Source organism: Gilliamella sp. Fer1-1, assembly GCF_001690825.1.
Lineage (GTDB): Bacteria > Pseudomonadota > Gammaproteobacteria > Enterobacterales > Orbaceae > Gilliamella > Gilliamella apicola_C.
Window position 1 is genome coordinate 38,715 of sequence record NZ_LZGX01000051.1, and the last position, 26,122, is coordinate 64,836.

Below are 26,122 nucleotides of genomic sequence, written 5' to 3' on the forward strand. Positions count from 1 at the left end.
ATAAAAGAAACGCGTGATTTTTTTCTTTTTAGTAAAGTCGGTTTAATGATTTCGGGTATTTAAGTTTGTTATTTCTCCCAACGTTATTAATGCGTAGGTGAGAATATGATATTAACAATTACGATGAACCCTTCAGTGGATATATCGTACCCATTAAATAAATTAATTATTAACGATATTAATCGAGTTGCAGAGGTAAAAAAAACCGCAGGAGGGAAAGGACTTAACGTTACTCGTGGCATAAAATATTCAGGAATTCCTGTTCTTGCATCAGGTATTCTTGGTGGAACAACAGGGGAATATATTCAAAAGCAATTAGATAACGATAATATTAATTATAACTTTTATGTTACCCAACACGAGTCAAGAAACTGTATTGCAATTTTACATGAAGGATATCAAACGGAAATCTTAGAATCAGGGCCGGTATTAGATAACCACGATGTCGATATTTTTTTGAGACACTATCAAAAATTACTAAGTCAATCGACGGTTATCACTATTTCAGGGTCATTACCACAAGGTTTTCCCGTCGATTTTTATACCCAATTAACTGAAAAAGCGAATAAGCATCAAATTCCTGTTTTGCTTGATTGCTCAGGTAAGACGTTAATTGCTGTATTGAAATCAAAAGATAAACCTTACTTAATTAAACCAAATAAAGATGAGCTAAAACAAATTATTCAAATGGATATTGATGAAAATGATACAAGCTCATTAATAAAAGCCCTGCACCATCCATTACTTAATGACATTCCTTTTGTTATTTTGTCACTAGGCCAAAACGGCGCTTTTGCTCGCTGCCACAATCAATATTACCAAGTTTCAATTCCTAAAATAACTGTGGTTAACCCAGTTGGATCTGGTGATGTCACATTAGCCGGACTTGCTGCCAGTATTCATGAAAATGAAACTGTAGAGGTTATGCTTAAACGTGCAATGACGATGGGAATGCTAAATACAATGGAACCGCAAACCGGCTTTGTCAATATGGCTAACTATGACCATTATTACCGTCAAGTTAATGTTATACATATCATTGAAAAATAAATAGATTATTTAAGGAGTAAATTATGTATCTTATTTCAAGTCAAGAAATGTTAAAAAAGGCTCAACGTGAATGTTATGCAGTACCTGCATTTAATATACACAATCTTGAAACTATTCAAGTTGTAATTGATACAGCTAAAGAGATGCAATCACCGGTGATACTTGCTGCAACATCTGGAACTTATAGTTATGCAGGAATAAATTATTTAATTAGCATTTGTAAAACGGCGGCAAGCATTAATCATTTTCCTTTTGCTTTACATTTAGATCATCATGAAGATATCAATGATATTCAAACCAAAATAGAGGCAGGAATTCGATCTATTATGATTGATGCTTCTCATTATCCATTTGAAGAAAATATTGATATTGTTAGCAAAATGGTTGCTTTTAGCCACAAATACAATGCGAGTGTTGAAGCAGAATTGGGTCGATTAGGCGGGCAAGAAGACGATCTTATTGTTGATGCTAAAGACAGTGCTTTTACTGATCCCGATGCGGCCAAAGAGTATGTTGAGAGAACAAAGATTGATTCTTTAGCGGTCGCCATTGGTTCTGCTCATGGCTTATATAAAGGCGAACCTAAACTGGATTTTGATCGTTTAGCAAAAATTCGTGATAAAGTCGATATTCCATTGGTTTTACATGGCGCTTCTGGCATACCTGAGCAGATGGTGAAACAGTCAATTTCATTAGGAATTTGTAAAGTTAATGTAGCAACAGAATTAAAAATTGCTTTTTCAGATGCTTTAAAACAAGATTTTAAACAACATCCTGATGCCAATGATCCAAGGCATTACATGCAACCAGCAAAAACCGCAATGAAAAAAATTGTCGCAGATAAAATCCGCATTTGTGGTAGCGAAGGCAAATTATAGTATGAAATCTAAAATAATTATTTTTTGATTTAGGTAGCCTTTTTATAAATTCATAACCAGTAGTTGATACTGCTGGTTAAAATTTATCAACCAATAATAATTTATAAAAAAACTTAGAAAATAATATAGAAATTGATAAAGGTAATATTCTTATGTGTTGATTATATTCATAATAAGCAATAAAGACGTGCTTATTATGAATAGTACTAATTAATTAGTGATATTACTCATCACGTGTTTAAATGTTGAAAAAGAGCAGAACCCCATTGCATTCGTTGGGCAATTTGTCATAGTCAACGTGACTTTTTGTGGTGGATTATTACGATTTAATGGTGATAAATCACGAATTTGTTTAGTTGATTGATAAAAATACTCAATTTTCATCAATTTGTCACCACTGCGATTATCACGCCATTTTTGGAATACAATTTTACCGCCAATCGGCGTTGTTTCAAATTGGTTCGGTAAGTGATAAGGCTGGATTTGCATCGCTGAAAATAACGAAGCAACGTTTGAATCATGTCCGACTAAAAGAGTAAATTTGGTTGTTTCTTTATTATCATTATCAGAAAAAGCCGAATTAATATAATTAACTAAATTTGCCGCAACATGTTTTGCAATAACTGGCGAACCGAATAGCACGGTATTATAGCTTTCTTTAATGGTCACAAGTTGTTTAAATTGTTGTTCGTCTTTTATTTTACCCCAAGCAACGTTGTTTAACGGTGCTCCTTCATAATATTGTAAAATAAAGGCATCGGCAATTGATGTACCTACACGCAGTGGACCAGTGATACCTGGTTCTTTACCTTTTTCTATTATCAATTCTGTTGGTGAGGAAAAAAAATCACATTGTTTATCAGTAATGCAATTTTTTGATTTTTGGTAATCAATTATATTTGCCATATCTTGATATATGCTTTTTAGATTTTTGTTTAAACCAGTAATACCATTTATATCCGCGTTCTTATTAATTGAAGTAATAGCTGCTTGTTTAAATTCAATGCTATCATCTTTAATTACAGGAAAAAACAATGGATCCATTTTACCTAATTCTTCTTTATGTATGATTGGCAAAATACAACCAGGGAAGGCTCCAACGGTAAAATATTGTCCTGTGGCAATAGTTCTTTGTAGGCTATTAGTATAAATATAGACATCTTTTTCGCTAGGACAGCTGTCAGCAGGTAGCAGTTTATTATCAGTTAACCATTCACTAAAATAATGACCAAAATAGTTTTCTAATATGCCGCCACGGATTGTTAAATAACTGGCAGGGGTATCCCATTGTGGCCATTGATTGGGGGTGATTTTACCAAGAGTACTCGTTGGGCTGGCTAACGGAGCACGTAAACCATGGCGGCTAAAAACAACCACTTGTTCTAAAGTGTAGTCATCATGATTATCTATTGCATACGTTGGAAATGATAAAATACATGCAAAACTTAACATTGCATTTAATATTGTTTTTTTCATATGAGTTCCTTTTATGTTCCTTATTGCATTACTTATTACATCATTTAGTAAGTAATTTTTAAAAATTTATTTTATGCCATTTTACTTAATATGACACAAAATCATTATCTATCTGATAAATATTGTTCCTTGAATTTTTTTGATTTGTAAACGACATTTCCATTAACAATGGTAGCAATTAAATCATTCTCGTTATCAAGTAATACCAAGTTAGCGCGTTTATTTGGGGTAACACTGCCTAACTCGTGATCCATTCCTAATGCTTTGGCTGGGTAATAGCTACCATGCAACCAAGCCGATTCAAAACAAATATTAGTAAACTTAGCTAAGTTATGCACAGCGCGATCTAACGTTAAAACACTACCTGATAAACCACCGGCTTCGGTTTGCACTACATTATCATGCTTATGTACTAATAATTTTCCTAAATGGTAATCACCATTAGGCATTCCTGTTGCTCGCATTGCGTCAGTGATAAGCAATAGATTTTCACCACAACAATGGTGGGTGATAGCAACCGCGGCGGGATGAACATGATATCCATCTACGATTATTTCTGTTTGGCAATTATTCATGGACAAAGCAGCCCCAACAACACCCGGTTGGCGATGATTTAATCCAGACATACCGTTATAACAATGAACTACACCACTAGCCCCTGCTAAGAGTGCCAATTTAGTTGTTTGATAGTCTGCATTAGTATGCCCAAGCATAACACGAACTTTTTGGGCGCATAGCCATTTTATTATTGATAGTGACTCAGGATATTCAGGCGATAAAGCAATGCTTTTTAAGGTTCCTTCTGATAGTTTTAACCATTTTTTTATTAATGTGAGTTCGGGGTTGTGTAATAACTCCTCTGGATGAGCTCCTTTGTGGATCGCTGTAAAAAAGGGACCTTCTAAATATGAGCCTAATAAGGTTGCGCCATCTACTCCTTGTTTTATACTGTTTTTAACTTGTATTAATGCGGCTTCAATTTTTTCATGACTTTCAGTTACGGTTGTTGCTAAAAAAGCACCAACACCATGTTTAGCTAAAAAACAGCTCATTGTATTTAATGAGTTGTGCGTCGCATCCATGGTATCTGCTCCCATGACCCCATGGATATGGGTATCAATGAGCGCAGGCAATACTTTAATATCGGTTGAGCACGGCTTATCACTTACATTAATATCACTAATTTTATCACCTTCAATGCGGATGACCGTATTTTCTAGCCAGCCTGTTGAAGTTAATAGTCGTTTGGCATAAATTGTTTTATATCCCATCGGCAAACTCCTTATTGATAGATGACTTTTTTTGCTGTTCATGCCATAGACTACTGATACTATTTTTAGCGTTTTTGATGGTTTCTAAACGCAAAGTTTGTATATCTAATACATCTCGTTGTAATAAAATTTCAAGTAAAAGTGGCATATTAATGCCACTAATTACTTCAATATGCTTAAATTGAAAACTTAGCATTGCAGAGACTTTAAACGGTGTACCGCCAACGATATCCGTCAAAAAAATAACACCGTCACCTTTATTACACTGTTCTAATGATGTGGCTAATTGTTGTTCAAATGATTCACTACTCATACCATCAGGAAAATCAATCGCATCAAATTGTGCTTGTGTTCCCACAATTTGGGTTGCCGCTTGGTAAAGGCCAGTAGCAAAGCTACCGTGGCCTGTTAAAATTACTCCGACCATTATGTTTCCTCTATAAAAAGTCTACTAATTTGCCCAAAACGCCAATTACAACGGTTAAACCAATTAATTTAACTGGGGAAAAATTACGTCGCATCAAGAAATAAACAATGAGCGTAAATCCTAGTGGTAATAAGTTAGGCATTAATTTATCAAAAACATCAGCTTGTAAAGCGATGTGCGTTTGACCTATATGGATTTCTAGTGGCGTTGTTAAATGTACATACGAGGCAATTAGCGCGCCAATGACAGTCATTCCGACAATGGATGCTGCATGTGAAATCCGCTTTGTATGGGTTTTTAATAAAGGTAATGCGCTGGTACCTGCACGATAACCGTAATGAGCCAGTCCAAAACGTAAACCGAAGTGAGCAATATTAAATAATAATAAAAAGATAATAGGACCAAACAAACTGCCATCTAGAGCTAATGATGCGCCAATACCTGCACATATTGGTAATAAAGTTAACCAAAATAATGCATCACCAATGCCGCCTAATGGCCCCATTAAAGCAACCTTAACACTTCGGATCGTTGAAATATTTTCCTTTCCTCTTTCCATCGCTAACACTAAGCCGGATAAAAAGGTCGCATCAAAAGGGTGTAGGTTGATAAATTCCATATGCATGTGCATAGAGTTTTTCAAATCATCCTTGTTTTTATGAATCTTACATAAGGCTGGTAAAATAGTAAAAAGCCAACCGCCAGCTTGCATTCGTTCATAGTTGAATGAAGCCTGTAGTGCAAGTGATCGAAATGCCATACGATTAATATCACTTTTAGTTAAAGTGACATCTTGACTTTGGTCATAATAAGTATCGGCTGTTGTTTTACTGGTGGCTAATGCTTGTTCCATTCGTTGTTCAGCTTTTGCTGCCATTTTAGTCTCATCATCATTAAATCCCATCTTCCACCTCCATTGAATCCACTGAACTTGTTGGTTTATCTTTGTCGCTGTTATCTCGGTTATAATTAAAGAAATCGATCATCGCGATAGCTAATGCGCCCAATGCAATAGCTAAAATTGGGAGTTTAAGGTAAGTAACACCAAGAAAACCAAGAATGAAATAAGCAACATAAGTTTTCTTAATCATGATTTTCATTAACATGGCAAAGCCAATAGCAGGCATCATACCACCAGCAACACTAAGTCCATCAAGCAACCATTGAGGTGATTTTTTTACTAGCGCCGTTGCTGTATCTGCCCCCAAATAAATAGGTAAAAATGCAACAATAAAATAAAAACAAAATAAAATAACCATACCCAAATAGTTAATCCATTCAATACCTCTGAAATTGAGCTGATCAATAAAACGATCGCACTTATGCATCATAGGTGAATAGATCGTAAATAAAATAGTGATACAGCCTTGTACTGCGATGGCAAAAGGCACAGCAATACCAATAGCAATTTTAGGATCAGCGTGAGTTAAAATAGCAAATGTTGTGCCAATTATTCCTCCAATAACTACATTTGGCGGTTGAGCACCGGCTAAAGGCACCATTCCCATCCATACAAGTTCTAGTGAACCACCAACAAACAACCCTGTTTTTATATCACCTAAAATTAGCCCAACTAAAGGGCCAATTACCACCGGCCGGTGCAGGTGAGTGAGTCCATCAAATAGATCTACACCAGCTATACCTGCCAGAATGCCAATCAATAATGCATCCATTAACATACCGCATCCCTCATTAAGATAAATTGAGTAAATCTGTGATTTTTTCGCCGACTTCGTCAGGTACGCGACGAATTTCACAAGTGACACCTAATTGATTAAGCTCTTTAAACGCCGCAATATCACTGTCATCAACGGATACGGTTTTATGTATTTGCTTTTTACCTTCTGAAAAATGCATATTGCCTACATTGACAAATTTAATTGGTACACCACCTTTTACTAAAGTTAAAACATCTTGTGGAGTTTTACATACAATAAAAATTTTTTGGTGAGTAGCGGCTCTGCCAATAACATCAATGGTTTTTTGAAGGGTGAAATAACGCGTTTGAATTCCTTCAGAAATAACCATATCCATTAAATTTTGTTGTACAGGATCTTGTGCTGCATTGTCATTGGCGACTAATAATAAATTAGATCCAAGTGCATTAACCCAAGTTACACCAACTTGACCATGAACTAAACGATTATCAATACGTGTCATAAGAATATTGGGTGTACTCATATTCATTGCTCCTTTTTGAGTTTATTAATTTTGAATAACTATCTATTTAAACTTTATTAAAAGGGTAAATAGTCACACCTTTTACCACTCTATTGACTTCTCCTGTTGGACAAGGGTTATCTGGAGTTAATCCACAGCTTAATGATTTCTCAAAAGCAAGCATTTGGGCAAAAATAAGGTAAGGGAAGATAAGCCAGCAATCATCAAGATCGCAGTCAACTGATAATATATTCTGGTGATTATATTCTTGACCACTTAGTGCTAATACATCGGTGGCAATATGATCATTTGCAAGCTCATTAAATAGATCGGTGTCGTACTTATGTATATACGTATCATTAGAGAAAAAGCAAACAACTAAACTTTGCTTATCTACCATAAATTTAGGTCCGTGACGTAATCCTAATATTGAATCAAATCGACTGGCTATTTTACCTGCGGTGAGTTCTAAGATCTTTAATGCTGATTCTTGAGCGATACCAGTAAAACAACCGCTGCCAACGTAAACAACACGGCGATGTGATTTTGTGGCTAATTGCTTGGTAAGTGTTTGCCAATTTGTTAATTTTTCTTCACTAATATTTGCAATTTTGGTTACCGCATCATGGGCTTTTTTCTCATCAAAATTGCCGAAAATTAATAACGTTGCTAGCATCATACTGCTAATACTTGATGTCATGGCAAAACCTAAATCATTTGTCCCTTCAGGCATAATTAATTCAAAAATACGGCTTTTATTATTGGCTTTAGAGGCATACTCGGTTAACGTGCTATTTGGGTTGCAGGTCAAAAATAGATGATAACAATCGGGAACTAATTGATCGGCAAGTTTAACCGCCGCAACGCTTTCAGGACTATTCCCTGAACGAGCGAACGATACCACCAAGGTTTTTTTATTTGTCCGAAAATATTGTAGCGGTGTTGCCACAATTTCAGTTGTGCCATAGGCAAAAACATTGCGATGAATACATTCTCGAAGCCAAGGGGCAAGAGCCACACCACCAAAAGCCGATGATCCTGCTCCTGTCAAAATGATGTCTAAATCAGGATCATTAAGTAATGGTTGTAGAAATTGTTGTAATTCAACTTGTTTTTGCGTAACTAATTTAAGCACTTCACGCCAAATCTGTGGTTGTTGATAAATTTCTTTAGCCGTATGTTGTGCATTACGTTGTTCTAACCAGTCTAATGAATAATTTAAATATTTTTGCATAATATATTCCCTTTTTATTAAATAATTGTATTGTTAAGACAATAATCATTTATGAATGAGCAATAATGACGTTAATACCTAATTCATCTAATTGATTTAAATAATCTTGTTTTATATTTGAATCAGTGATTAATGTATTAATAAGATTAATTTTTTCTATCATACAGAAACTTTTACGACCAAATTTTGTAGAATCGGTGATAGCAATAATCTGCTCAGATACTTGGCACATTATTCGATTAATTGAGGCTTCGCCAAAATTGGGAGTGGTGATCCCTGCGTTTAGATCAAAACCATCTACACCTAAAAAGAGCTTATCAAAGTGATACATCTTCAATTGTTGTTCAACGGTTGGCCCTGAAATGGAATACGCTTTTTTTCTAATATTCCCGCCAGCAACAATGACCTCAATTTCGGTATTCTTTGATAATTCATAAGCTATGTTAATGGCATTTGTAAATACAATAAGATTTTTCTTTTGGAGCAAATATGGAACCATGGACGCGGTAGTCGATCCTGAATCAAGAATAATATGATCGCCGTTATTGACCAGCTTAGCGGCTTTTTGGGCAATTTTATTTTTTATGTCTGAATTAATACGACTTTTATCAAGTAGTGGTTTATCAAGGGCAAAAGCTTTATTGATCATTGCCCCACCATATGAACGAAACGCGCATCCTTTTTTTTCTAAGTATCGCAAATCATTACGGATGGTGACGGTTGAAACTTTGAACAATTTACTCAAATTATTTACTAATACGGTATTTTCTTTCTCAAGCAAATGTATGATCTTTTCTCTGCGTTGTAATGTATTGATTATTTCTTGGCTCATGATAGACCATTCTTTTTATTACGTTATTTTATGAAATTTAATCATAAGGAATAGAATGAAAATGTTAGGTGGGTCACAAAAATAATTTAATAAAAAAAAGTAAAAAACCCTTTTTATTTGAAGCGAAACGAAAGGAAAGTGGAATATCGCTTATAGTATGAAATGAGTAACAATCCGGTTAATTACGTAATTATCAGAGAATTCATAATTAAAAAAAGAAAAGCCTGGAAAAAATTAAAAAAAATTAAATTTCATTTAGTGGTGTGATTAAGATCACAAATTTCATAATTTGAGACCCTATCCTACATTTTGTGTTTTTGCCGGTTAAAGATGATAGGGAATTCTGTCACCAAATTCTATAATAAACCGACTCATTGCACTTTTCTAGTTTTGGGTTGGCATTGTCCATTTTTCTGATGCTTGTTCGAATCACCTTTTTCACCGAATCACCCGTCGGAAAAACCTTGCGCTTCTTGATAGCATGGCGAATGACGCTGTTCAGTGATTCTATTGTATTGGTGGTATAAATTGCCTTACGAATATCTTTCGGATAGGCAAAAAAGGTGGCTAGATTATCCCAATGGCAGCGCCATGATTGAACCTAGCCCAAAAAATAGCCAAATACCACCCCTATAATATAACTAACAATCATAGGAGAACACATTATGATCAAAAAATTTAGCACAGAGTTCAAAAAACAGTTGGTTGATTATGCATTATCTAATGCGCATCTTTATCAGAAATCGCTAACTTTCCCGCCATTTATAGAAAGTTGAATTACTCATGCCATATTTACGGATAATACCTCACGCTTAAAGGACATATTACACTTTCTACTTTCCCTTGGCTGTTTGGATGGGCTTACTATTTATATAAGGATTTTATATAAACATTATTCCTCCTATTTATTGGCGCAAAAATACAATCATTTTTGTAAAAAATATTCAGGAATCTATACCGTTTCAGTATAAAATCATTTTAAATTTAAGGAATTAATAAATTATTATTCATAAAGCATCAAATGGCTTAAATCCCTTATTCAGCCAAAGCGTTAAACGGTTATCACTGACTGATTTAACTAATATAAACAATTAATATTAAACACTATTTATTTAACAATTTAAAAAAAAGATTAAATTTCACACTAAAACAGTGTATGCTTTTTGGCTGAATTGTCTGTTTTTTGCACTCAGTCATACTGAGTATACGATTAAATAATAACTAAAATAAAAATAAACGGAATAAATTATGAGGAATAATAGGAGAGCAAAACATGTCGAATGAACTTAATCGCCTTTTGGATCAACTTGGTGGTGAGTTTAGCCATTTAATGGCCGGCTTAGGGGGTGTTAGCCATAACCGCTATACCTTAACCGTTGATGGGCTGACCGCACCGATTTCAGTTTTGCATGTTGATGGTGATGAGCAGTTAAACCAGCTTTGGCGTTATGCCATTACCTTTACCAGCGCTAACAAGACCTTATCGCCCGATGCGTTCCTTAATCAAAAATCTAGTTTAGTCCTGTTAAAAATGTCGCCTAAATTAGCTAGTCGATTTATTATTAATAGGTTTATAGTAATGGCTGGATTGAAAATTATTACCGTTTTTGCCACATGGTGGGTGCAATTATTTTCAATGGCATTAGAATTTGTTTGGACATTGATTGCTGATGACGATATCCAAAAATGGATTAGAGCAACCCGTTTTGGCACTCAATATGATCGTAATGTATCCCCAAATTTTGACGCAGAACTAACAGCCTTTAAAAAACTAATGAAGATAGAAGAAAGTCAAGAAGAAGTCGAACAAGCTACTGATAGTTTTTTAACTTATATTGGTTGGGATAGCTCAATCCTTTCCGATTTATCGTTTAATGACATTTTAGGCATCAATTCCGAAAATAATTCAAAATTCCAATTAAATCCCCTTATTCACTAAACTAAGAGCGATAAAAATATGACTCTAAAAACCCTTTATAAAATTCAAAATAAAATGGTAGATAAATCGTGGCGACATCACGCTACACCACCGGTTTTACCTTGTCTGGGCGATGAATTTACTTGTATTCGTGGCACAATAAAAAGCATTGATTTACAAATGCAACAACAAGCTTTTGAAGTTGAATCGTACCAAAATATGCAAGAATCAATGGAAAGAACCGAAAGAGCAGCACAAATAGGGGCAATTATAGGCACATTACGGGGACAAGTGGGTTTAACAGGTATGTCAAAAACTGCCCCTGTTTTGCGTAATGCTAACTTTGTCAATGTACAAATTGAAAAAGAGATTTATCGAGGGTGGGTTGGAGATTGTCCATTTCAACCAGGAGATGAAGTGATTGTAGTAGCTGAATGGCAACATGACCATTACGAACTTTATGCCATAGCCAAACCCGATGAACGGTTAATTTGTGTTTGCCCAAATTGTTTTAGGGGGCGTTGGGCTTATTCAGTGTTTTGTTTTAAATGCACTATTATGACTTTAATGGTTGCTTTGCTAGTTATGACTGGCATCTCTATATACTATCATGGTTTAAACGAGGTTGTTACTTTAAGTAATAGTTATTTAAATGAAATGTCAGCTGCTGTAATGACTTTTGGTTTCTTAGCTGTTATTGGTTTTATTATTGCTTTAAAAGACAGCTTTAAAACTAAAGTAAAAATAGCTGAGCAAATATTTAAGGCTTTAAACTTCAAAAAAATATCAAGACTTGATTTAAGAAAATTGACTAATAGAAAATGTTGGAAATTAAAGTTTCAAAGAAAATATAAGCCAAATAATCAAAAACCTAATATCAACTATATAAGCAAAGTTGATGATAATAATCTTTTTTATTATTAAAAAGATGAATAAGGAATACAGTGTACAAATATGACCTAAAATTATTTTATAAAACTCAAAATAAGATTGTAGATAAATCATGGCCACGAACAGTAACTAATTCTATGCTGTCTTATTGGGGAGATGAAGTGATTGTGGTAGCTAAATTGTAATATGACAATTATAAACTTTATGCCATAGCCAAACCCGATTGAAATTAATGCACAAATACAAAAGTTAGAACGACAAGTGAATCAAGTGCGCTAACCCGAGAGCACCAAATAATTCAAGCTATGGAGAAAAAGATAAAATGACTTGAATTGGAGAAAGAAATACTAAAAAAGGCTAAAGCTCTCTTAATGTCGGACGAATAAAAAAATATGCGTTGAGCCGTCAGTTAAGCGAGCAATACCTCATAAATATTGTCTGCGTATAACTATCCCCTAAAATAGTACAGCCAAAAAGTAGAAAATTCTCTATGATAAAAGTAAAAGAGGATTTAATTATGAAAAAAATGACTGAACATCAAATCATCGCTATTTTAAAAGAAGCTGAAGCGGGTATTCCCGTTAAAGAGCTGTGCCGTAAATAGGGCATGGGTAATTCAACTTTCTATAAATGGCGGGAAAAATAGGGCGGAATGGAAACGCCGGATATTAAACGCTTAAAGGGCTTGAGGCGAAAAACCGTAGGCTTAAACAGATGTTTGTCGAGCTGAGCTTAAAATCCTAGCTTCAGGAAGAAATCATAAAAAAGCTTTAGTGCCCACAAAGGCACATAAAACGTGGGCACAGCAACTGCAACAAAATCATTCAGTTACTATTGCTATAAGTTGTGCCATTGTTGGTTTAAGCCGTTGTGCTTACTATTATCAAGCTAAGTTACTGGATGATTCGGCGATTGTTTCGGCTTTGAATGCTATCACAGACCGGCATTTACGCTGGGGTTTTCCTAAATATTTTAATCGTATCAGAAAGCTCGGCTATCAATGGAATCATAAACGGGTATATCGGGTGTATTGTGAATTAAAGCTTAATCTCAGGGTAAAGCGTAAAAAACGCATTCCTCCACGATGCCCAGAAAGGTTATTAGTCCCCAATAAACAAGGTGAATGTTGGTCAATGGATTTTATGAATGACAGTAGCCGTAATCAACGTCGCTTTAGAACATTCAATGTCATCGATGACTTTAATCGTGAGGCGTAATGATTTATAACACCAAAAGACCGCATGAGGCATTAAATAACATGACACCGATTGAGTATAAAACACTAAAACAAGCAGCGTGATTTTCTACGTGAGTTATGTACTAAGTTTGGGGTATTTACACAGCCCAGTTTTTCTGTCTAAATATTGTCCCTGATGTCTGAGGTTTTGTTCTACTGAGTCGTGTTCGATTTCATGAATCCGTTTACCCCAGAGCGGATAGCTACATTCCCAGATGATGTCACCGTTTGCTACGGTAAGCTCTTCTGGTGCACCGTTTAGCACGGTGTAGGAGTACATAACTTTTTCGGAGCATTACCTCTTTTATCTATGCGTGCCAGTAGTTGGTAGCTGCTTTGGTCGGTATAGATATACAGCCTGCTGTGCTGATTCGAGCTGGTTTTCTGAATCATTTTTTAGCCGAACCATAGAAAGCGGGCACGATTGTAGGGGTTGCCTGCATTGTTTAGTTGATGTTTTTCAACACGTACTTCGCTCAAGCGGTAGTTGGCGTCGTAGTGGTAGTGCCACTAATCATCCTGATTTAATTTCAGTTTTTTAACTTAGAAATATTTTTTCAATATATTCGCTTACTTTTGAATTAATATTACTTATATACTTCATGTCTTCATAAGAGCCAAATTTTAAAGCGCCTTCTAAATTGTCATGCAGGACTAAAAGATTATATGCCAATTCCTTTGAAATAAGATCTTTTTCTTTATAATGAGTTACCATTTCATCCAGTGAAGTATAGAGATCATTAATTGTTTTTTCATCTAACTTATCTTGTAATCTAATTTTTTCAATTACACTGATAATCTTTTCATGAACATCAGAATTTATAATTTTCATAAAATACCTAATTAATTATTTTTATTGCATTTGTTGGTATAGGTCAGTCAAATAGTGCTTCTCAAGCACCTTTAGTTAATCGTCTTTAAATTGATTACTTAAAAGGTTAAGACCTTTAGTAAAAGATATATCAATTGTTCCACCCAAAATTTTACTTAAGTCTATATCAACTATTCTAGTTCCAATTTTATTAGCCCATTTTTCAGCGATACTTAAATCTTTGGTTGCAGATATAAACTGAGATGGAGAACGACTCTCTGATGTTACATGTCCTGCAACTATTTCTATATTATTTGGGTTTAGTGAAAACAATCCAGAAGATATGTTTTTGCCTTGTCTAATAACTGTATAGACTTTGCCACTTTTTATACGATCAAACTCACTTACTTTAGCACATGGTGCTAATCCTAATGGATCAATCCAAGTTAACCCATTAGGCGCATATTAATACAGATTAAACCCGCCCAGCAGCCCAATCGGATCCGGCTGGGTAAATCTACCTATATCCGGATGATAGTACCTGAAAGTATTGTAATGTAAGCCGGTTTCTCTGTCTAAATATTGTCCCTGATATCTGAGGTTCTGTTGTATCGGGATGTGTTCGATTTCATGAATTCGCTTACCCCATAACTGAAAGCTGCATTCCCACAGTATTTTACCGTTTGCATCGGTGAGCTCTTCTGGACAGCCATTCAGGTCGGTGTGGGAAGTAGCGGATATGTTGTTCATGGTTGCCGTCTATGCCTATTGCGCTAGTGGTTCGTAGCTGTTCTAGTTAGTATATATGAAAAATTCAATTATCCTTGCCAAAATAAATATTAGACAGTATTTAATTCTATCACTCTAGTTGATTTTTCTATTTAAAATTTAAATAATTGTTCATTTTTATATTTCCTTTTATTTATATGGTGACATCAATTTATTAACATCTTCAACAGATAAGCTAAAGGAATCTATGATATTAATGTTTATATTCATATTTAGTTGGTCATTTATTCGGTTCAACCAATGATAAAAATCAATAAAGATATTCTCATTCTCTTTTGTTAACTCCATAAAACCAGAGTCTGTATGAGATAGCTCTAATGAATCTAAGATAAATCGAAAAATATCTTTATTTTGGATTAAATCATCAGTTTTAATGATCATTAATTCTTTAATTATTAATATTTCTTCTGATATACCCATTATGGTTGGGAGGGATAAAACTCTATCCTTTATTTTTTGTAAATTCATATTAATTACCTTAATAAAATGATCCGTTAAGGGGAATATGTGCACTGTTAGGATCTGATTTGAATGTTCCCCATATCCCATCAGTTCTATAATTTTGCCCATTTATAGTATTTTTAATACTAGCCGTTGGGCCATTTGCTGAGTTAGCTGTTGGCCATTTTGCTTTTGTAGTAGGATCTATGCCATTTCCATGTCCATGTACTTGGTACCCTTGACCTTCATATCTAAACTCTCCACTCGGGAAACGCTTAGGATCTGCATGCCAAGTATTTGGTATTCCTCTTTGTGTGGCCCATGCATCTATGTCTGCTTTATTTACCTTCCCATATCTAGCTAATTCTGATGGATCAGTTGGGCGTTTGGTAAAACGTCCTGTTTCATTATTACGCCAACGATTCGACTTACTATTAAAACTACAGCTCAAACCAAACGGATCCACCCGAATCAACCCACTAGGCGCATACTGATACAGATTAAACCAGCCCAACAACCCAATCGGATCCGGCTGAGTAAATCTACCTATATCTGGATCATAATACCTGAAAGTATTGTAATGTAAGCCGGTTTCTCTGTCTAAATATTGTCCCTGATATCTGAGGTTATGTTGTATTGATATGTGTTCGATTTCCTGAATCCGTTTACCCCAGAGCTGAAAACTGCATTCCCAGACGATGTCACCGCTTGCTACGATAAGCTCTTCTGATGCACCGTTCAGATCGGTATGGAAGTTCATGACTATTTCGGGGGCATTACCCCTTTTTATCTATGTGTGCCAGTGGTTCGTAGTTGTTCTGGCCGGTGTAGATATACAACCTGCTGTGCTGATTCGGACTGATTTTTTGAATTATTTTTAACACGTCCCGCAGGAAGCGGGTACGGTTGTAGGGGGTGCCTGCGTTGTCTAGCTGATGTTTTTCGATACGCCGGCCAAGGGCGTCGTAGACTCCGCCGTAACGCTGGCTGCGGTCTGTTTGTTCAATGCGTACTTCGCTCAGGGGGTAGTCGTCGTAGTGGTGGTGCTGGGGGCACCGATGGTTTGTTTGTTATGGGGTTGACCGTGCTCATCGTAGCGGTAGTGGTGTCCTCTGAAATTCAGGATCTGGTTACAGCAGATGACGTTCTGATTACTAGGGTCTAATTCTATTGGTCGTCTGTGATCTAATAGGTTGGTGGTGGCATCGTATTGCGGGATTTTCCTGTATCTGTGGTTGCGACAGCCTTCAATTCTGCCGGTGCGATCATAGTAGTAATCGGCCTGTCTGTGCTTGCTGTATTTTTTGTTTACCAGTCGGTCGAGGTTGTCGTACTGGTAGCTGCGTTTGATGTGGATATCAGGAAGAATCGAATTTTGATTACGCCGAATCTGCTTGTGTTGCAGGGCGGCTGTAATAATTATATTTTTTAAAATAGTTTGCAAGATTAATTCAATTAAAAAGCCTGTGCAATAAGGCTAAGATTTGTGTGGCAGGCAAAGCTTACCAACTATTTGCATGTTAATATTAAAGCTTAAATGCGTCTATATATTTAAGCCCGTTATAATTTTCTTTATAAGGTTTTTTTAACACTACTTCTCTTGCTTCATACCAAACTAAGGCATTGGTTTTGCTTATGCTTAGTTGATGACATTTGAGCGAGATTAAATTATCAATGAGTTCTCCTATATCAATCTATTTTTTCAATAGTTTATAATATTCAGTCAAATCTTTAATAATATAAATGTATAAAAATATATTTTTTATTTTAATCTTTTATAGTTAAATAATCTGAAAAAATTCTAAATATAGATAGTAATTCATTAAATGAAGTAAATTCTTCCCTTTTATTAATTTTATATTGATCAGTATTTAAATCTATTATTTCGGACATGCAACTTAGATTATCCCAAATAGTAAATCGGGCAATATAAATATCATTTTCAAAATCAATAACGATACTTTCTGATAAATCATTTTTATGATAAACATAAGAATAGTTAGTATGTTGGGATATCCAAAATTTAAATTTATTTAACATATTGATTGTATTTTCCTTTAATTTTTTCTACTTTAACACGAATGTTATTTGCTTTAGGCACCTCAGAGACAGGAACTCCCTTACGTTGTGCAAAGCGACTTTCTAAAGAATTTGGCCCTACTATTTTTGCTTATTCTTGATTTGTGGGAATTATAAATTTTTTAGGAATATTAAATTCAACATATAAAGTTCCATTTTTTGCTTGTTTATCAAAAGCCTTAACATCTGCTAGGTAAGCCATGTGAGTAGTTGTCCCTGTTATGTTTTGTATTGTTTTATCGCTATCTATTATTTCTTGATATTCTGCTGCTGCCATCCAGTTGCCAACTGTAACTAATGATAGTTGCCACGGAACAATCCAAATCAACCCATTAGGCGCATACTGATACAGATTAAATTCTCCCGAGTAATTTAATACTTAGAGTAAAATTTGAACTCCTAAGATTAAAAAAATGTTCGAGCGTTATAAGTATTAGAGATTTTTCAAATAAATAACCTTTACATTGAGGATTTATTACAATTTAGAGGCTATTTATTCATAGTTCTTTTTATTAATAGCTCTTTTTATTAATAGCTGAATCCATGAATTGCCATTTTCTAATAATTGCTTATCTACTGAAAAATCGGCACTCAATTCAATAAGATGTAATAGTGACCAAGCTAATCCATAACTTTCATCATTACCAAAAAGGGTAATTAGTTTAGTTGCTTCTTCATTTGATAAAGGTGGTTGAATGTTATGTAAAATATTTTGATATTTTTTAATAAAGTCAATGTTATAGCTCTCCTCTGAAGGCGAAAACCCCATTTTAATAAGTTCATTAACAGATTACTTCATAGAATCTCCAAATCATTTTTTCATTAATTCTGGATAGTTTGGTATAGCTAGTAATTGCACGCCAAACCATTTCCCGTTGTTCATTAGTGAGCTCAATTGGCAAAATATTGGTTAAAGCTGATTAAATATAATCTGAATTTAAAAACAAAAAAATCCGAAAAATATAGAAGATCTTTCCAGCTTTTTTATTAAAGTAATGCATATATTTTCTTTAACTGTTCACAATATTTTTTACTATAAGGTATTTTGATTTTTTTTAGATAATTAATCAGGTTACCTGCATCGCTAGTAATTAAATAATATTCTAATAAATGAATAATAAGAAAATCTTCATAGGGATCATCCACTGAAATAGTGACATCTTTCTCATCATTTCCTTCTTGTTCATCTGGTTCATCTTGAAGGACGACTAACTTAATTGCTATATACTTCAAAAAAGAAGTAAGACTATTCGACAATATGTTTTCTAAATCAGATAAAGTAGCGCCAGATAAATGGATTTTATTTGCATCATATTCGAACAATACCGATGGCAATTCTTCTCCGTTTGTCGTAATTTTATATTTTTGTTCCAATTTATTTAATGCTGTTTTATATAATAAGCTATTTATAAAATCTTGAATTTCCTTAATATTTACCATTGATTAGCATCCTTTATTATATTTATAACATCATAATCAGTATGCCTATACGGATCAACTGCTTCATGCTCCCACGGAGTTAATTTTGCAAGATTGTCATGATTATGAACATTGTCACCACCAACCTATTGTAAAATATCTTTATGGTGTAATTCTATCTGTACATCTTTTGGTTTCCTTTTTGCTGGATTTTCTATTATTACTTCAATTTGTAATTTGGGTGCTTTACCCTCCTTTATTAATTTAATATTATTTTTCGAATACATACTAGGATTATTTTTAGCTTCATTTTTCCAAAATTTCTTTCTTGGTGTACGCCAACAACTCAATTCTCACGGAGCATAGTATCTGAACGTATTGTAATGTAAGCTGGTTTTTCTGTCTAAATATTGCCTTGATATCTGAGATTCTGCTCTATGGGCTCGGGTTTGATTGCCTGAATATACTTTCCCCATAACTGAAAGCTATATTCCCAGAGTAATTCGCCGTTTGTATCGGTTAGCTCTTCCTGACAGGCATTTAGATCGGTGTAGTAATAGCGGATATGCTGTTCTTGGTTGCCGTTTGTGCCTATCCATGCCAGTGGTTCGTAGCTGTTTTGGTCGGTATAGATATACAGGCTACAGTGCTGATTCGGGCTAGTTTCCTGAATCATTGTTAAGTTGTTCCACAGGAAGTGGGTACGCTTGTAGGGGTTGCCTGCGGTTCTAGCGGATGTTTTCGATGCACCGACTTAATGAAAATTTATTTCATCTATATTTTTAATCCCATCTTTCATCTATATAGGGAGTTATACTTTCTATAATTAAAAACTTTGATTTACAGTAAAGCTGTAATTTATCATGTTTAACGGTTATTTCAGAATAATCAGTAAAAGAAGTGATCGTTGGTGAACAGAAAAAACCAACTCTTGAACCAGACATATTTAACTGAACTATCTCATTAAAAGTAATAATTAAACTTAATGCATTAAATCCAACTTTATCCCATTTTTTAGGGTAAATTTTGGGAATTTCCTTGCAAGTTAAATGACATTTCACCTCTGAATAGCTTTCAAATGAAACACTATTCAATTCAATAGATTGAAAGTTAAATTCATTATTAAACATAAATTGAATTTTTTCTCTGCCTAACGCGTTTTTAAACCACATATCAATTCCTTAATGGAAATTATAATGACCATAAGTTCCAGAAACATGATCAGTATTCAGGTTATTTGAAAGTCTAACATTAAAGTGTGGCTCAGCACCATGATCTGATTCTGCTTTAGTGTGCTAAAGACTATAATATTGAATAAAATGGATTTTTTTTATCAATAAATTCATATTGTCGAGTCTTTATTGGTTGACCGTTTCTAGCGATCATAGTATTGCCATGACATCTCGTAAAGATAGTCGTGTAATGGCTGTAGGCTATTGATTCATCGGTATACCTGCATTGTGCTTAACCTGTCTAAATGGATCTCTTCGACTTTTACTATCATACGATGTTTTCTTATTTTTTACCCCACATGCTTTTAAACCAAATGGGTCAATCAAGTCAACCCATTAGGCGCATACTGATACAAATCAAGACACCCAGCAATCCTATCGGGTCAGGTTGAGTAAATCTACCTATATCCGGATCATAATACCTGAAAGTATTTTAATGCAGTCCAGTTTTTCGTCTAAATATTGTTCCTGATATCCGAGGTTTTGCTCTATTGATTGGAGCTCAATTGCCTGAATCTTCTTTCTCCATAACTGAAAGCTACATTCTCAGAATAATTCGCCGTTTGCATCAGTTATCCCTTCCGGACAGCCAAATATATAAAATTTAATAGAATCTAAAATAATTAATAGATTCCATTCAACTAAAAAATTATTCCATTGAAATCATTATATATTTCTTTGGAAGATACTGTTTCGGTTTTTAACTAACGCTATTTTTACAAAAGTCCTTCTTCTTTAAATTTAGCGAGTACTTCGCGCCCTTTTTCAGATAACTCCAATTTTTTTAAATAAATTTTGAGTCTATTTTCTGACGCCGTAAAAAAAAACTTTGAATATTTGAGCATTGACGGTAATGCTTCATCTGGGAAAGGAATGTTAGGATTATTATATTCATCTTCATCAGGATCATAATCATCCTCAACTTCACTTTTAATAATCATTGATAAAAAGGCATCAAACGAATTTGCAACAAACTTCAGATTAGTATTTTGTTCTAGATAACCATTTTTTACAGACATGTCAAAATAGAGATCATTAACTTCATGATCCCAATAATAGACTTCACCATTTGGGCTTAAGCAAAGCAAATCGCCGTAATTAAGTGTTGCTACGGCAAAATAATCCTCAGGTATCCTATTTAAATAGCCATCGTTGGTAGCCAATAAATCTTCTCTATCTTCCTTTGAAAAACCCAAAATGACCTCTAAGGGCAATGACTCGCCCTCACAATCAATACAGTAGTCAATATTGGCTTCATTATCAAAAACAACAACATTATATTTTTTCAAAAAATCAATATAAGAATTGTTTGAATCTATTTTTAACTTTAACTTTGAAATGCGTTTATCAATGTTTTTGGGAACATTATATTTTGATTTAAACATTCTAACTCCTAAATATTACCATGTATAAGAACGGATGCACTGCCAGTGTGAGGAAAACTGTTATGCAAATCTGCATCCCGAATAATCATATAATCTTTATCAACATGATGCCAAACCTTTTCAGGAAGGGCCTTGTCACCAGAATAGCCAATTTGTTTATTTGCTATCCTATTATCATGTTTTCGATTGCCATTAAACTTGTTTGATTTTGCATATTGTTCCTTATATGGACTAAAATCTGGAATGCCGTCTTTACTATATGTTACTTAAGCCGTCCTACAGGAAGCGAGTATTGTTGTAGGGGGCGCTGTCTAGCTGATATTTTTCCATACGCTGGCTTAAGGCATCGTAGATGTAGTCGTAACGCTAACTGTCGCTAACAATTATTTGGTCTTACAATAAGCCTACTGTGATATATTTTCCCGCCTCTATTTATCATAATAAATGTACTGTTCCATTGTTAGTTTATGTGCCAGTTGACTCGTTTTACCCCATTTATAGTCTGCCTTTTGCTCTAGATCGTATAGCTATAGCACAAAATATTGCTAATATATAATGCTTATTTATATTTACTAAATTTTTCTATCCAGCCTTTTTTTGTGACCAGTTCACCAGATAAACTATCACTGATATCAAGAATGTTTTTTTCATTTTTACCATTTTGAGATATTAATAATTTTATATTTTCTTCATTTTGTTCTAGCATATTTAATGTATTGTAAATAACACTATCAATAGCAGTCAAAACAACTTTTTTTAAAATTTCAATCTGGTTTTTGTCAAATGTTTTTAATTCATTATTTAATTTAACCGTATTTTCAGATTTCATTTTACCTTGAACCATTGCTTCAAATTCAAAAATGGCTTGATCTCTAACACTACAAATGATCTTTTGACCAAAAATATCAAGTAATTCTTTATCTAACATATTAATATTCTCCAGTTTAATTCCAAGGGATATTTCATGGGGAAGTGACACCTTGAGAGCTTACATTCCATAAAGATTGGGCAACAAGATTTTTTGCTTGTTGATGAGTAACTTCACCTGCTTTCAAAGCACTTACATCAATTCTCGTGTGCTCTGCCAAGGTATTTGGTTGACCACTATTAAAAAGTTCTTCTATTGACCGTCTGAGGTCTAACAGGTTGGAGGGATCATCATATTGCAGGGTTTCTCCGTATCTTTGGTTACTGTAGCTTTCAATTCTGCCGGTGCGATCATAGTGGTAATCGATTTGCCCGTGTTTACTTTGTTTTTGCTTAATAGACGGTCGAGGTTGCCGTATTGGTTTCTGTGTTCGATGAGGATGTCGGGTAGGTGAAATTCTGATTACGCCGTATCTGTTTATGTTGCAGGCACTGTAATGATTATATTCTTAAAGTAGTTCGCTAGATTAATTCAATTAAAAAGCCTGAGTGGTAAGACTCAGACTTTTGTTGCAGATTATTGCAAAGCTTACCAACTATCTGCATGTTGATATTAAAACTTAAGTACGCCTATATATTATGAAGTATTTAATATTTACCGTCAGCATTCATTAAAGAATCTTGATAAATTTAATGTTCGAATTAATTTTCTTAACCATTGAAGCATTAAACCAGAGGATTTTTTTACTTTTGGGCTGTACTATTTTTGGAAATCGTGACAGCTAACATGATATTTTATTTAAACATCTTTACTTGAAGAGAAAGGATGTAAACATGCTTTAAATAATTCTAATATCAATTTTTCATCTGCTTTGTTTAGCGTTTCATCCTGATCTTTTTGTATTTTTTTACGGATAAATTGCTCATTAGTCACATTTTCCTGTTTATAAAAATATTTAGATTCTGCTTTAAAATCATCAATTTCCAATAATTTATCAAAGATATTGTTAATTAGTGGGCTACCTGCATATAATAGCGATTCTGCTTCTTTACATGAAAATTTAATGTACATAATCAGTTTTTTCAATGCGTTGATTTCGCTTTGTTTTAAAACTAAACATTTTTCTGTAGTATTACTCATGTTAATAACAACCTCTAGCTTTTAGTTGATTTTGCATCATGTTAAGTCTTTTATCATAGTTTAGGCTATTAAATCTTTCATAAGGGTTTTTATCTATATGAATTATTTGAGAGCGTTCTAATTTAATTTTACCTGTATGATAATATTCTAATTCTGATGACTTTTTTATATTAGTCATGTAAACCTTAGCTTTTACATGCTTTTCTATTATACCAGTATTTTGAATTCCTTCTAATCTTGCTAGATTGGTATAATATATAAATACATTTTCACCGCTTAGTCCTAAAGGATCAATCCAATTCAACCCATTAGGCACATACCGAGATTGTAGGGATTGCTTGCGTTGTCTCGCTGAAGTTTTTCGATACGCCAGCCAAGGCGTCGTAGACATAGCCGTAACGCTGGCTGCGGTTTAGTGGTTTTATACATACTCCGCTTAGGCGATGTGCGGCATCGTTGTAGTAGCGTTGGATGCTGATGGCGGTTTGTTTTTTTGCTTACCCACAGGGCATCTGTAAAGCAATTTACACCAAAATATCAGAGAATAAATTAACAGCGTAATACGCGACGTCATCAAAAAAGTATAAAGTCTTCTCGGCTGATGATTTGGTAAAGAAAGTAATTTATTTAGCAATATAAATTAGTATGAAGAAGATAAACAGATATTGACTTGCAACTGGAAAGCATAATGAACCGCTTTATGACAGAATTTGGTGACAGAATTAACGGTTATCTGTAAAAGAGAAATACACAAAAAATTAAGATGTGGCCTATAATATGCAAATTTAATACTCATGGTATTTGTTGTAAAATAGCTCTTTTAGTTGCCGGTGAGAAATATTTTGGCCAAATAGTATATTTGTCATATATTGCCCCTATAAAACTAGCCTCATTTATTCTGATTGCATTTACATTTGCACCTTTTAAATTACTTCCGTTGAAATTTGCATTAAATAAATCAGCTCCTGATAAATTAACTCCTTGCAAATTAGCATTTAGTAAAAAAGCTCCATTTAACTTACTGTTAGACATATCAGCATTTAATAATGATGAATTCATTAAATTTGAATTCATTAATAATGAATTTGTAAAATCAGTATTATCTAAAATACAACCTGAAAAATTTGCACTACGTAAATTAGCATATTTAAAATTTGCATTACGCAAAGAATACCCTGCAAATATAGCGGTATGTAATATCGAACTACTAAAATCGAATCCCTCAAATGTTGTTACATCAAATTCTTGCGTGCAACCAGATTCAAAATGAATTTTAATCATTAATAATTTCCCTAGCCAAAAGGTCAATTTTTGTGTCAGACATAGGTTTAATTTTTGGAATATTACTTGGTGCAAGTGTTCCTTGAGTTTTAGGTGGTAATACGCCTACAATTTTTTCAGCCACATAACGTTGAACTGCTGGAAGAAAAATGTCTGCATGCATCCTCCTTTTAAAGCTTTTTTAACCACACTAGGGGTAACTTAGAAGACTTTGGTAATTGGACATTTAGCTACCCCCCCCCACGGATCCGCCCAAGTCAACCCATTAGGCGCATACTGATACAGATTAAAGCCACCGGCTAAACCAATCGGATCAAGCTGGGTAAAGCGACCTATATCCGGATCATAATACCTGAAGGTATTGTAATGTAAGCCGGTTTATCTGTCTAAATATTGTCCCTGATATCTGAGGTTTTGCTCTATTGAGTGATGTTCGATTTCATGAATCCGTTTACCCCAGAGCTGAAAACTGCATTCCCATAGTATTTTACCGTTTTCGTCGGTCAACTCTTCAGGACAGCCATTCAGGTCGGTGTGGATTACCCTTTCTGGGTGATTACCTCGTTGACACGATTCATAATAGCTTTCTTTAAGCACTCAGCATAGTTGTTTAGCTGTAACTTCTTTACCCCAAGGTATTTTAGTGTGTATATTTAAGTCAATAACCTCATATCTGATACTTTTGCTAATTTCTATTTATATCTAGATTAGGTTCCCATTCGACTATTCTATCGCTTGCTGAGTGGAGTAACTTCGGCAGGAGTCCAAATTGACCGTTTCCATTGTATGAAGTTATTAGTTAGAATTTCTTTTATGTAACTTTCAAATTTAGAATTAAAGTATTTATCAGATGTTATTGTTATTTTAAGAGTATAATGTTCATCACATAATAACTCACTAAGCCTATCAATTTTGTCGATAACGGCAATGCTAAAATTATCCAACTCCGCTCTGGCAATATAACGACCTTTTTCATCTTTACAGGATAATTTACATTTAAATGCCAGTTCTATCTTAGTCAGCATTTCTTTAAATGAATTATTACTATCAATCAGTACAAAAGTTAATCGTCTTTCATTTATATTCATAAATCTATTATCCTTGAAAAATTTAACGTTGAAATATTAAATCCAACAATTATCTTATAAAAAACAAAAAATTCGTTTTTATTTACAGCCAATTTTGCGCTGAATGTCACCCTTTCGAGCAAATTCCATTAACTCGTGAGTTTTAAAAATTCTAAAACCAAAGGATTCTTTTTTTAGCCACGGAAAAATTAAACGTAATTTACGGTCTATAGACG

At 34.2% G+C, this 26,122-nt stretch carries 31 protein-coding genes and 8 pseudogenes; 5 read left to right on the forward strand and 34 right to left on the reverse strand.

All coding sequences use genetic code 11. The features are described 5' to 3' along the window. The first annotated feature begins 105 nt into the window (after positions 1-105). A complete protein-coding gene (lacC, locus tag A9G28_RS07145) occupies positions 106-1,050 on the forward strand; it encodes a tagatose-6-phosphate kinase (RefSeq protein ID WP_065580211.1) in 945 nt (314 codons plus the stop codon). Positions 1,051-1,073: 23 nt separating this feature from the next. Next, a complete protein-coding gene (locus A9G28_RS07150) occupies positions 1,074-1,928 on the forward strand; it encodes a tagatose bisphosphate family class II aldolase (protein WP_065580212.1) in 855 nt (284 codons plus the stop codon). 210 nt (positions 1,929-2,138) lie between these two features. On the opposite strand, the gene agp is transcribed toward A9G28_RS07150, so the two are convergent. From agp to A9G28_RS13065, 9 genes and pseudogenes are all read right to left on the reverse strand, one after another. Then, positions 2,139-3,404, reverse strand: a complete 1,266-nt coding sequence (gene agp / locus A9G28_RS07155; RefSeq protein ID WP_081301527.1) for a bifunctional glucose-1-phosphatase/inositol phosphatase — start codon at positions 3,402-3,404, stop codon at positions 2,139-2,141. 104 nt (positions 3,405-3,508) lie between these two features. After that, complete coding sequence (gene nagA, locus A9G28_RS07160; RefSeq protein ID WP_065580213.1) at positions 3,509-4,675, reverse strand: N-acetylglucosamine-6-phosphate deacetylase; 1,167 nt, start codon at positions 4,673-4,675, stop codon at positions 3,509-3,511. Beyond that, positions 4,665-5,102, reverse strand: a complete 438-nt coding sequence (gene agaF / locus A9G28_RS07165; protein ID WP_065580214.1) for a PTS galactosamine/N-acetylgalactosamine transporter subunit IIA — start codon at positions 5,100-5,102, stop codon at positions 4,665-4,667. The genes nagA and agaF overlap by 11 nt, the downstream gene beginning before the upstream one ends. Before the next feature lie 10 nt (positions 5,103-5,112). Next, positions 5,113-6,006, reverse strand: a complete 894-nt coding sequence (locus A9G28_RS07170; RefSeq protein WP_065580215.1) for a PTS system mannose/fructose/sorbose family transporter subunit IID — start codon at positions 6,004-6,006, stop codon at positions 5,113-5,115. Continuing rightward, positions 5,996-6,781 carry a PTS N-acetylgalactosamine transporter subunit IIC gene (agaW, locus tag A9G28_RS07175; protein WP_065580216.1) on the reverse strand — a complete coding sequence of 262 codons (786 nt, stop codon included), beginning with the start codon at positions 6,779-6,781 and terminating at the stop codon, positions 5,996-5,998. The genes A9G28_RS07170 and agaW overlap by 11 nt, the downstream gene beginning before the upstream one ends. A 13-nt stretch (positions 6,782-6,794) precedes the next feature. Beyond that, positions 6,795-7,283 (reverse strand): PTS N-acetylgalactosamine transporter subunit IIB, encoded by a 489-nt coding sequence (gene agaV / locus A9G28_RS07180; protein ID WP_065567826.1) that lies wholly within the window; start codon positions 7,281-7,283, stop codon positions 6,795-6,797. Between the two features lie 46 nt (positions 7,284-7,329). Then, entirely contained in the window at positions 7,330-8,496 is a 1,167-nt protein-coding gene (locus tag A9G28_RS07185; protein ID WP_065580217.1) for an SIS domain-containing protein, read from the reverse strand. 49 nt (positions 8,497-8,545) lie between these two features. Beyond that, on the reverse strand, positions 8,546-9,328 hold the full coding sequence (gene agaR, locus A9G28_RS07190; protein ID WP_065567824.1) for a transcriptional repressor AgaR: 783 nt from the start codon (positions 9,326-9,328) through the stop codon (positions 8,546-8,548). A 384-nt stretch (positions 9,329-9,712) separates the two neighbouring features. Next, a pseudogene (locus A9G28_RS13065) lies at positions 9,713-9,926 on the reverse strand (transposase); the annotation flags it as partial. Between the two features lie 675 nt (positions 9,927-10,601). Here A9G28_RS13065 and A9G28_RS07195 point away from each other — a divergent pair. From A9G28_RS07195 to A9G28_RS07210, 3 genes are all read left to right on the forward strand, one after another. Next, complete coding sequence (locus A9G28_RS07195) at positions 10,602-11,267, forward strand: hypothetical protein (RefSeq protein WP_065580218.1); 666 nt, start codon at positions 10,602-10,604, stop codon at positions 11,265-11,267. A gap of 18 nt (positions 11,268-11,285) precedes the next feature. Beyond that, complete coding sequence (locus A9G28_RS07200) at positions 11,286-12,170, forward strand: putative type VI secretion system effector (protein ID WP_065580219.1); 885 nt, start codon at positions 11,286-11,288, stop codon at positions 12,168-12,170. Positions 12,171-12,910: 740 nt separating this feature from the next. Next, on the forward strand, positions 12,911-13,354 hold the full coding sequence (locus A9G28_RS07210) for an IS3 family transposase (RefSeq protein WP_065580220.1): 444 nt from the start codon (positions 12,911-12,913) through the stop codon (positions 13,352-13,354). A 558-nt stretch (positions 13,355-13,912) separates the two neighbouring features. Here the strand turns inward: A9G28_RS07210 and A9G28_RS07215 are convergent. The 25 genes and pseudogenes from A9G28_RS07215 to A9G28_RS07295 all read right to left on the reverse strand — a co-directional run bounded on the left by A9G28_RS07215 (position 13,913) and on the right by A9G28_RS07295 (position 25,907). Then, entirely contained in the window at positions 13,913-14,206 is a 294-nt protein-coding gene (locus tag A9G28_RS07215; RefSeq protein WP_065567515.1) for a hypothetical protein, read from the reverse strand. A 75-nt stretch (positions 14,207-14,281) separates the two neighbouring features. Next, positions 14,282-14,518 carry a hypothetical protein gene (locus A9G28_RS07220; protein ID WP_065580221.1) on the reverse strand — a complete coding sequence of 79 codons (237 nt, stop codon included), beginning with the start codon at positions 14,516-14,518 and terminating at the stop codon, positions 14,282-14,284. 135 nt (positions 14,519-14,653) lie between these two features. After that, positions 14,654-14,911: pseudogene (locus tag A9G28_RS14100) on the reverse strand (RHS repeat domain-containing protein); the annotation flags it as partial. A 192-nt stretch (positions 14,912-15,103) separates the two neighbouring features. Next, positions 15,104-15,442, reverse strand: a complete 339-nt coding sequence (locus A9G28_RS07230; protein ID WP_065580222.1) for a hypothetical protein — start codon at positions 15,440-15,442, stop codon at positions 15,104-15,106. Positions 15,443-15,452: 10 nt separating this feature from the next. Continuing rightward, a complete protein-coding gene (locus A9G28_RS14105; protein ID WP_442903236.1) occupies positions 15,453-15,881 on the reverse strand; it encodes a hypothetical protein in 429 nt (142 codons plus the stop codon). A 42-nt stretch (positions 15,882-15,923) separates the two neighbouring features. Next, positions 15,924-16,175: pseudogene (locus tag A9G28_RS14110) on the reverse strand (RHS repeat domain-containing protein); the annotation flags it as partial. Between the two features lie 258 nt (positions 16,176-16,433). Then, entirely contained in the window at positions 16,434-16,859 is a 426-nt protein-coding gene (locus A9G28_RS13340; RefSeq protein WP_141673581.1) for a hypothetical protein, read from the reverse strand. A gap of 323 nt (positions 16,860-17,182) precedes the next feature. Next, positions 17,183-17,455 (reverse strand): immunity protein TriTu family protein, encoded by a 273-nt coding sequence (locus A9G28_RS07240; RefSeq protein ID WP_065567519.1) that lies wholly within the window; start codon positions 17,453-17,455, stop codon positions 17,183-17,185. Beyond that, positions 17,445-17,822, reverse strand: a pseudogene (locus A9G28_RS14115) (TreTu family toxin). Before A9G28_RS14115 ends, A9G28_RS07240 begins: the two are co-directional and overlap by 11 nt. 165 nt (positions 17,823-17,987) lie before the next feature. Then, positions 17,988-18,263, reverse strand: a complete 276-nt coding sequence (locus tag A9G28_RS07250; protein ID WP_065580224.1) for a hypothetical protein — start codon at positions 18,261-18,263, stop codon at positions 17,988-17,990. 218 nt (positions 18,264-18,481) lie between these two features. Then, positions 18,482-18,934: a hypothetical protein gene (locus tag A9G28_RS13075; RefSeq protein WP_081301530.1), complete on the reverse strand. Its 453-nt coding sequence runs from the start codon at positions 18,932-18,934 to the stop codon at positions 18,482-18,484. Positions 18,935-19,059: 125 nt separating this feature from the next. Further along, entirely contained in the window at positions 19,060-19,263 is a 204-nt protein-coding gene (locus A9G28_RS14120; RefSeq protein WP_176702124.1) for a hypothetical protein, read from the reverse strand. Between the two features lie 6 nt (positions 19,264-19,269). Further along, positions 19,270-19,349: pseudogene (locus A9G28_RS14125) on the reverse strand (RHS family protein); the annotation flags it as partial. 346 nt (positions 19,350-19,695) lie between these two features. Then, a complete protein-coding gene (locus A9G28_RS07265; protein ID WP_065567493.1) occupies positions 19,696-20,085 on the reverse strand; it encodes an Imm50 family immunity protein in 390 nt (129 codons plus the stop codon). A 9-nt stretch (positions 20,086-20,094) separates the two neighbouring features. Further along, a pseudogene (locus A9G28_RS14130) lies at positions 20,095-20,157 on the reverse strand (hypothetical protein); the annotation flags it as partial. 297 nt (positions 20,158-20,454) lie between these two features. Continuing rightward, a pseudogene (locus A9G28_RS14135) lies at positions 20,455-20,637 on the reverse strand (RHS repeat-associated core domain-containing protein); the annotation flags it as partial. A gap of 224 nt (positions 20,638-20,861) precedes the next feature. Continuing rightward, entirely contained in the window at positions 20,862-21,530 is a 669-nt protein-coding gene (locus A9G28_RS07270; RefSeq protein WP_065580226.1) for an SMI1/KNR4 family protein, read from the reverse strand. Positions 21,531-22,089: 559 nt separating this feature from the next. Next, on the reverse strand, positions 22,090-22,458 hold the full coding sequence (locus A9G28_RS07275) for a hypothetical protein (protein ID WP_065566454.1): 369 nt from the start codon (positions 22,456-22,458) through the stop codon (positions 22,090-22,092). 34 nt (positions 22,459-22,492) lie between these two features. Then, a complete protein-coding gene (locus A9G28_RS13850; RefSeq protein ID WP_255307202.1) occupies positions 22,493-22,618 on the reverse strand; it encodes a hypothetical protein in 126 nt (41 codons plus the stop codon). Positions 22,619-23,196: 578 nt separating this feature from the next. Next, entirely contained in the window at positions 23,197-23,538 is a 342-nt protein-coding gene (locus A9G28_RS07280) for a hypothetical protein (RefSeq protein WP_065580227.1), read from the reverse strand. 1 nt (position 23,539) lies between these two features. Then, positions 23,540-23,929 carry a hypothetical protein gene (locus A9G28_RS07285; RefSeq protein ID WP_065580228.1) on the reverse strand — a complete coding sequence of 130 codons (390 nt, stop codon included), beginning with the start codon at positions 23,927-23,929 and terminating at the stop codon, positions 23,540-23,542. 401 nt (positions 23,930-24,330) lie between these two features. Beyond that, the gene (locus A9G28_RS07290; protein ID WP_065580229.1) at positions 24,331-24,819 is read right to left on the reverse strand and encodes a pentapeptide repeat-containing protein; all 489 of its coding nucleotides are present in this window, start codon (positions 24,817-24,819) and stop codon (positions 24,331-24,333) included. Next, positions 24,812-24,982, reverse strand: coding sequence for a hypothetical protein (locus A9G28_RS13580; RefSeq protein WP_176702125.1), 171 nt, complete (start codon positions 24,980-24,982; stop codon positions 24,812-24,814). Before A9G28_RS13580 ends, A9G28_RS07290 begins: the two co-directional genes overlap by 8 nt. Positions 24,983-25,056: 74 nt before the next feature. After that, positions 25,057-25,356, reverse strand: a pseudogene (locus tag A9G28_RS14140) (RHS repeat domain-containing protein); the annotation flags it as partial. Positions 25,357-25,547: 191 nt separating this feature from the next. Next, on the reverse strand, positions 25,548-25,907 hold the full coding sequence (locus tag A9G28_RS07295) for a hypothetical protein (protein WP_065566450.1): 360 nt from the start codon (positions 25,905-25,907) through the stop codon (positions 25,548-25,550). Positions 25,908-26,122 lie beyond the last annotated feature (215 nt).

Bases quoted from the DNA above. Each gene is read 5' to 3' on its own strand.
- lacC (WP_065580211.1), top strand. From the start codon at position 106: ATGATATTAACAATTACGATGAACCCTTCAGTGGATATATCGTACCCA.
- A9G28_RS07150 (WP_065580212.1), top strand. From the start codon at position 1,074: ATGTATCTTATTTCAAGTCAAGAAATGTTAAAAAAGGCTCAACGTGAA.
- agp (WP_081301527.1), bottom strand. From the start codon at position 3,404: ATGAAAAAAACAATATTAAATGCAATGTTAAGTTTTGCATGTATTTTA.
- nagA (WP_065580213.1), bottom strand. From the start codon at position 4,675: ATGGGATATAAAACAATTTATGCCAAACGACTATTAACTTCAACAGGC.
- agaF (WP_065580214.1), bottom strand. From the start codon at position 5,102: ATGGTCGGAGTAATTTTAACAGGCCACGGTAGCTTTGCTACTGGCCTT.
- A9G28_RS07170 (WP_065580215.1), bottom strand. From the start codon at position 6,006: ATGGGATTTAATGATGATGAGACTAAAATGGCAGCAAAAGCTGAACAA.
- agaW (WP_065580216.1), bottom strand. From the start codon at position 6,781: ATGTTAATGGATGCATTATTGATTGGCATTCTGGCAGGTATAGCTGGT.
- agaV (WP_065567826.1), bottom strand. From the start codon at position 7,283: ATGAGTACACCCAATATTCTTATGACACGTATTGATAATCGTTTAGTT.
- A9G28_RS07185 (WP_065580217.1), bottom strand. From the start codon at position 8,496: ATGCAAAAATATTTAAATTATTCATTAGACTGGTTAGAACAACGTAAT.
- agaR (WP_065567824.1), bottom strand. From the start codon at position 9,328: ATGAGCCAAGAAATAATCAATACATTACAACGCAGAGAAAAGATCATA.
- A9G28_RS07195 (WP_065580218.1), top strand. From the start codon at position 10,602: ATGTCGAATGAACTTAATCGCCTTTTGGATCAACTTGGTGGTGAGTTT.
- A9G28_RS07200 (WP_065580219.1), top strand. From the start codon at position 11,286: ATGACTCTAAAAACCCTTTATAAAATTCAAAATAAAATGGTAGATAAA.
- A9G28_RS07215 (WP_065567515.1), bottom strand. From the start codon at position 14,206: ATGAAAATTATAAATTCTGATGTTCATGAAAAGATTATCAGTGTAATT.
- A9G28_RS07230 (WP_065580222.1), bottom strand. From the start codon at position 15,442: ATGAATTTACAAAAAATAAAGGATAGAGTTTTATCCCTCCCAACCATA.
- A9G28_RS07240 (WP_065567519.1), bottom strand. From the start codon at position 17,455: ATGTTAAATAAATTTAAATTTTGGATATCCCAACATACTAACTATTCT.
- A9G28_RS07250 (WP_065580224.1), bottom strand. From the start codon at position 18,263: ATGGGGTTTTCGCCTTCAGAGGAGAGCTATAACATTGACTTTATTAAA.
- A9G28_RS13075 (WP_081301530.1), bottom strand. From the start codon at position 18,934: ATGGTAAATATTAAGGAAATTCAAGATTTTATAAATAGCTTATTATAT.
- A9G28_RS07265 (WP_065567493.1), bottom strand. From the start codon at position 20,085: ATGTGGTTTAAAAACGCGTTAGGCAGAGAAAAAATTCAATTTATGTTT.
- A9G28_RS07270 (WP_065580226.1), bottom strand. From the start codon at position 21,530: ATGTTTAAATCAAAATATAATGTTCCCAAAAACATTGATAAACGCATT.
- A9G28_RS07275 (WP_065566454.1), bottom strand. From the start codon at position 22,458: ATGTTAGATAAAGAATTACTTGATATTTTTGGTCAAAAGATCATTTGT.
- A9G28_RS07280 (WP_065580227.1), bottom strand. From the start codon at position 23,538: ATGAGTAATACTACAGAAAAATGTTTAGTTTTAAAACAAAGCGAAATC.
- A9G28_RS07285 (WP_065580228.1), bottom strand. From the start codon at position 23,929: ATGTCTACGACGCCTTGGCTGGCGTATCGAAAAACTTCAGCGAGACAA.
- A9G28_RS07290 (WP_065580229.1), bottom strand. From the start codon at position 24,819: ATGATTAAAATTCATTTTGAATCTGGTTGCACGCAAGAATTTGATGTA.
- A9G28_RS13580 (WP_176702125.1), bottom strand. From the start codon at position 24,982: ATGCATGCAGACATTTTTCTTCCAGCAGTTCAACGTTATGTGGCTGAA.
- A9G28_RS07295 (WP_065566450.1), bottom strand. From the start codon at position 25,907: ATGAATATAAATGAAAGACGATTAACTTTTGTACTGATTGATAGTAAT.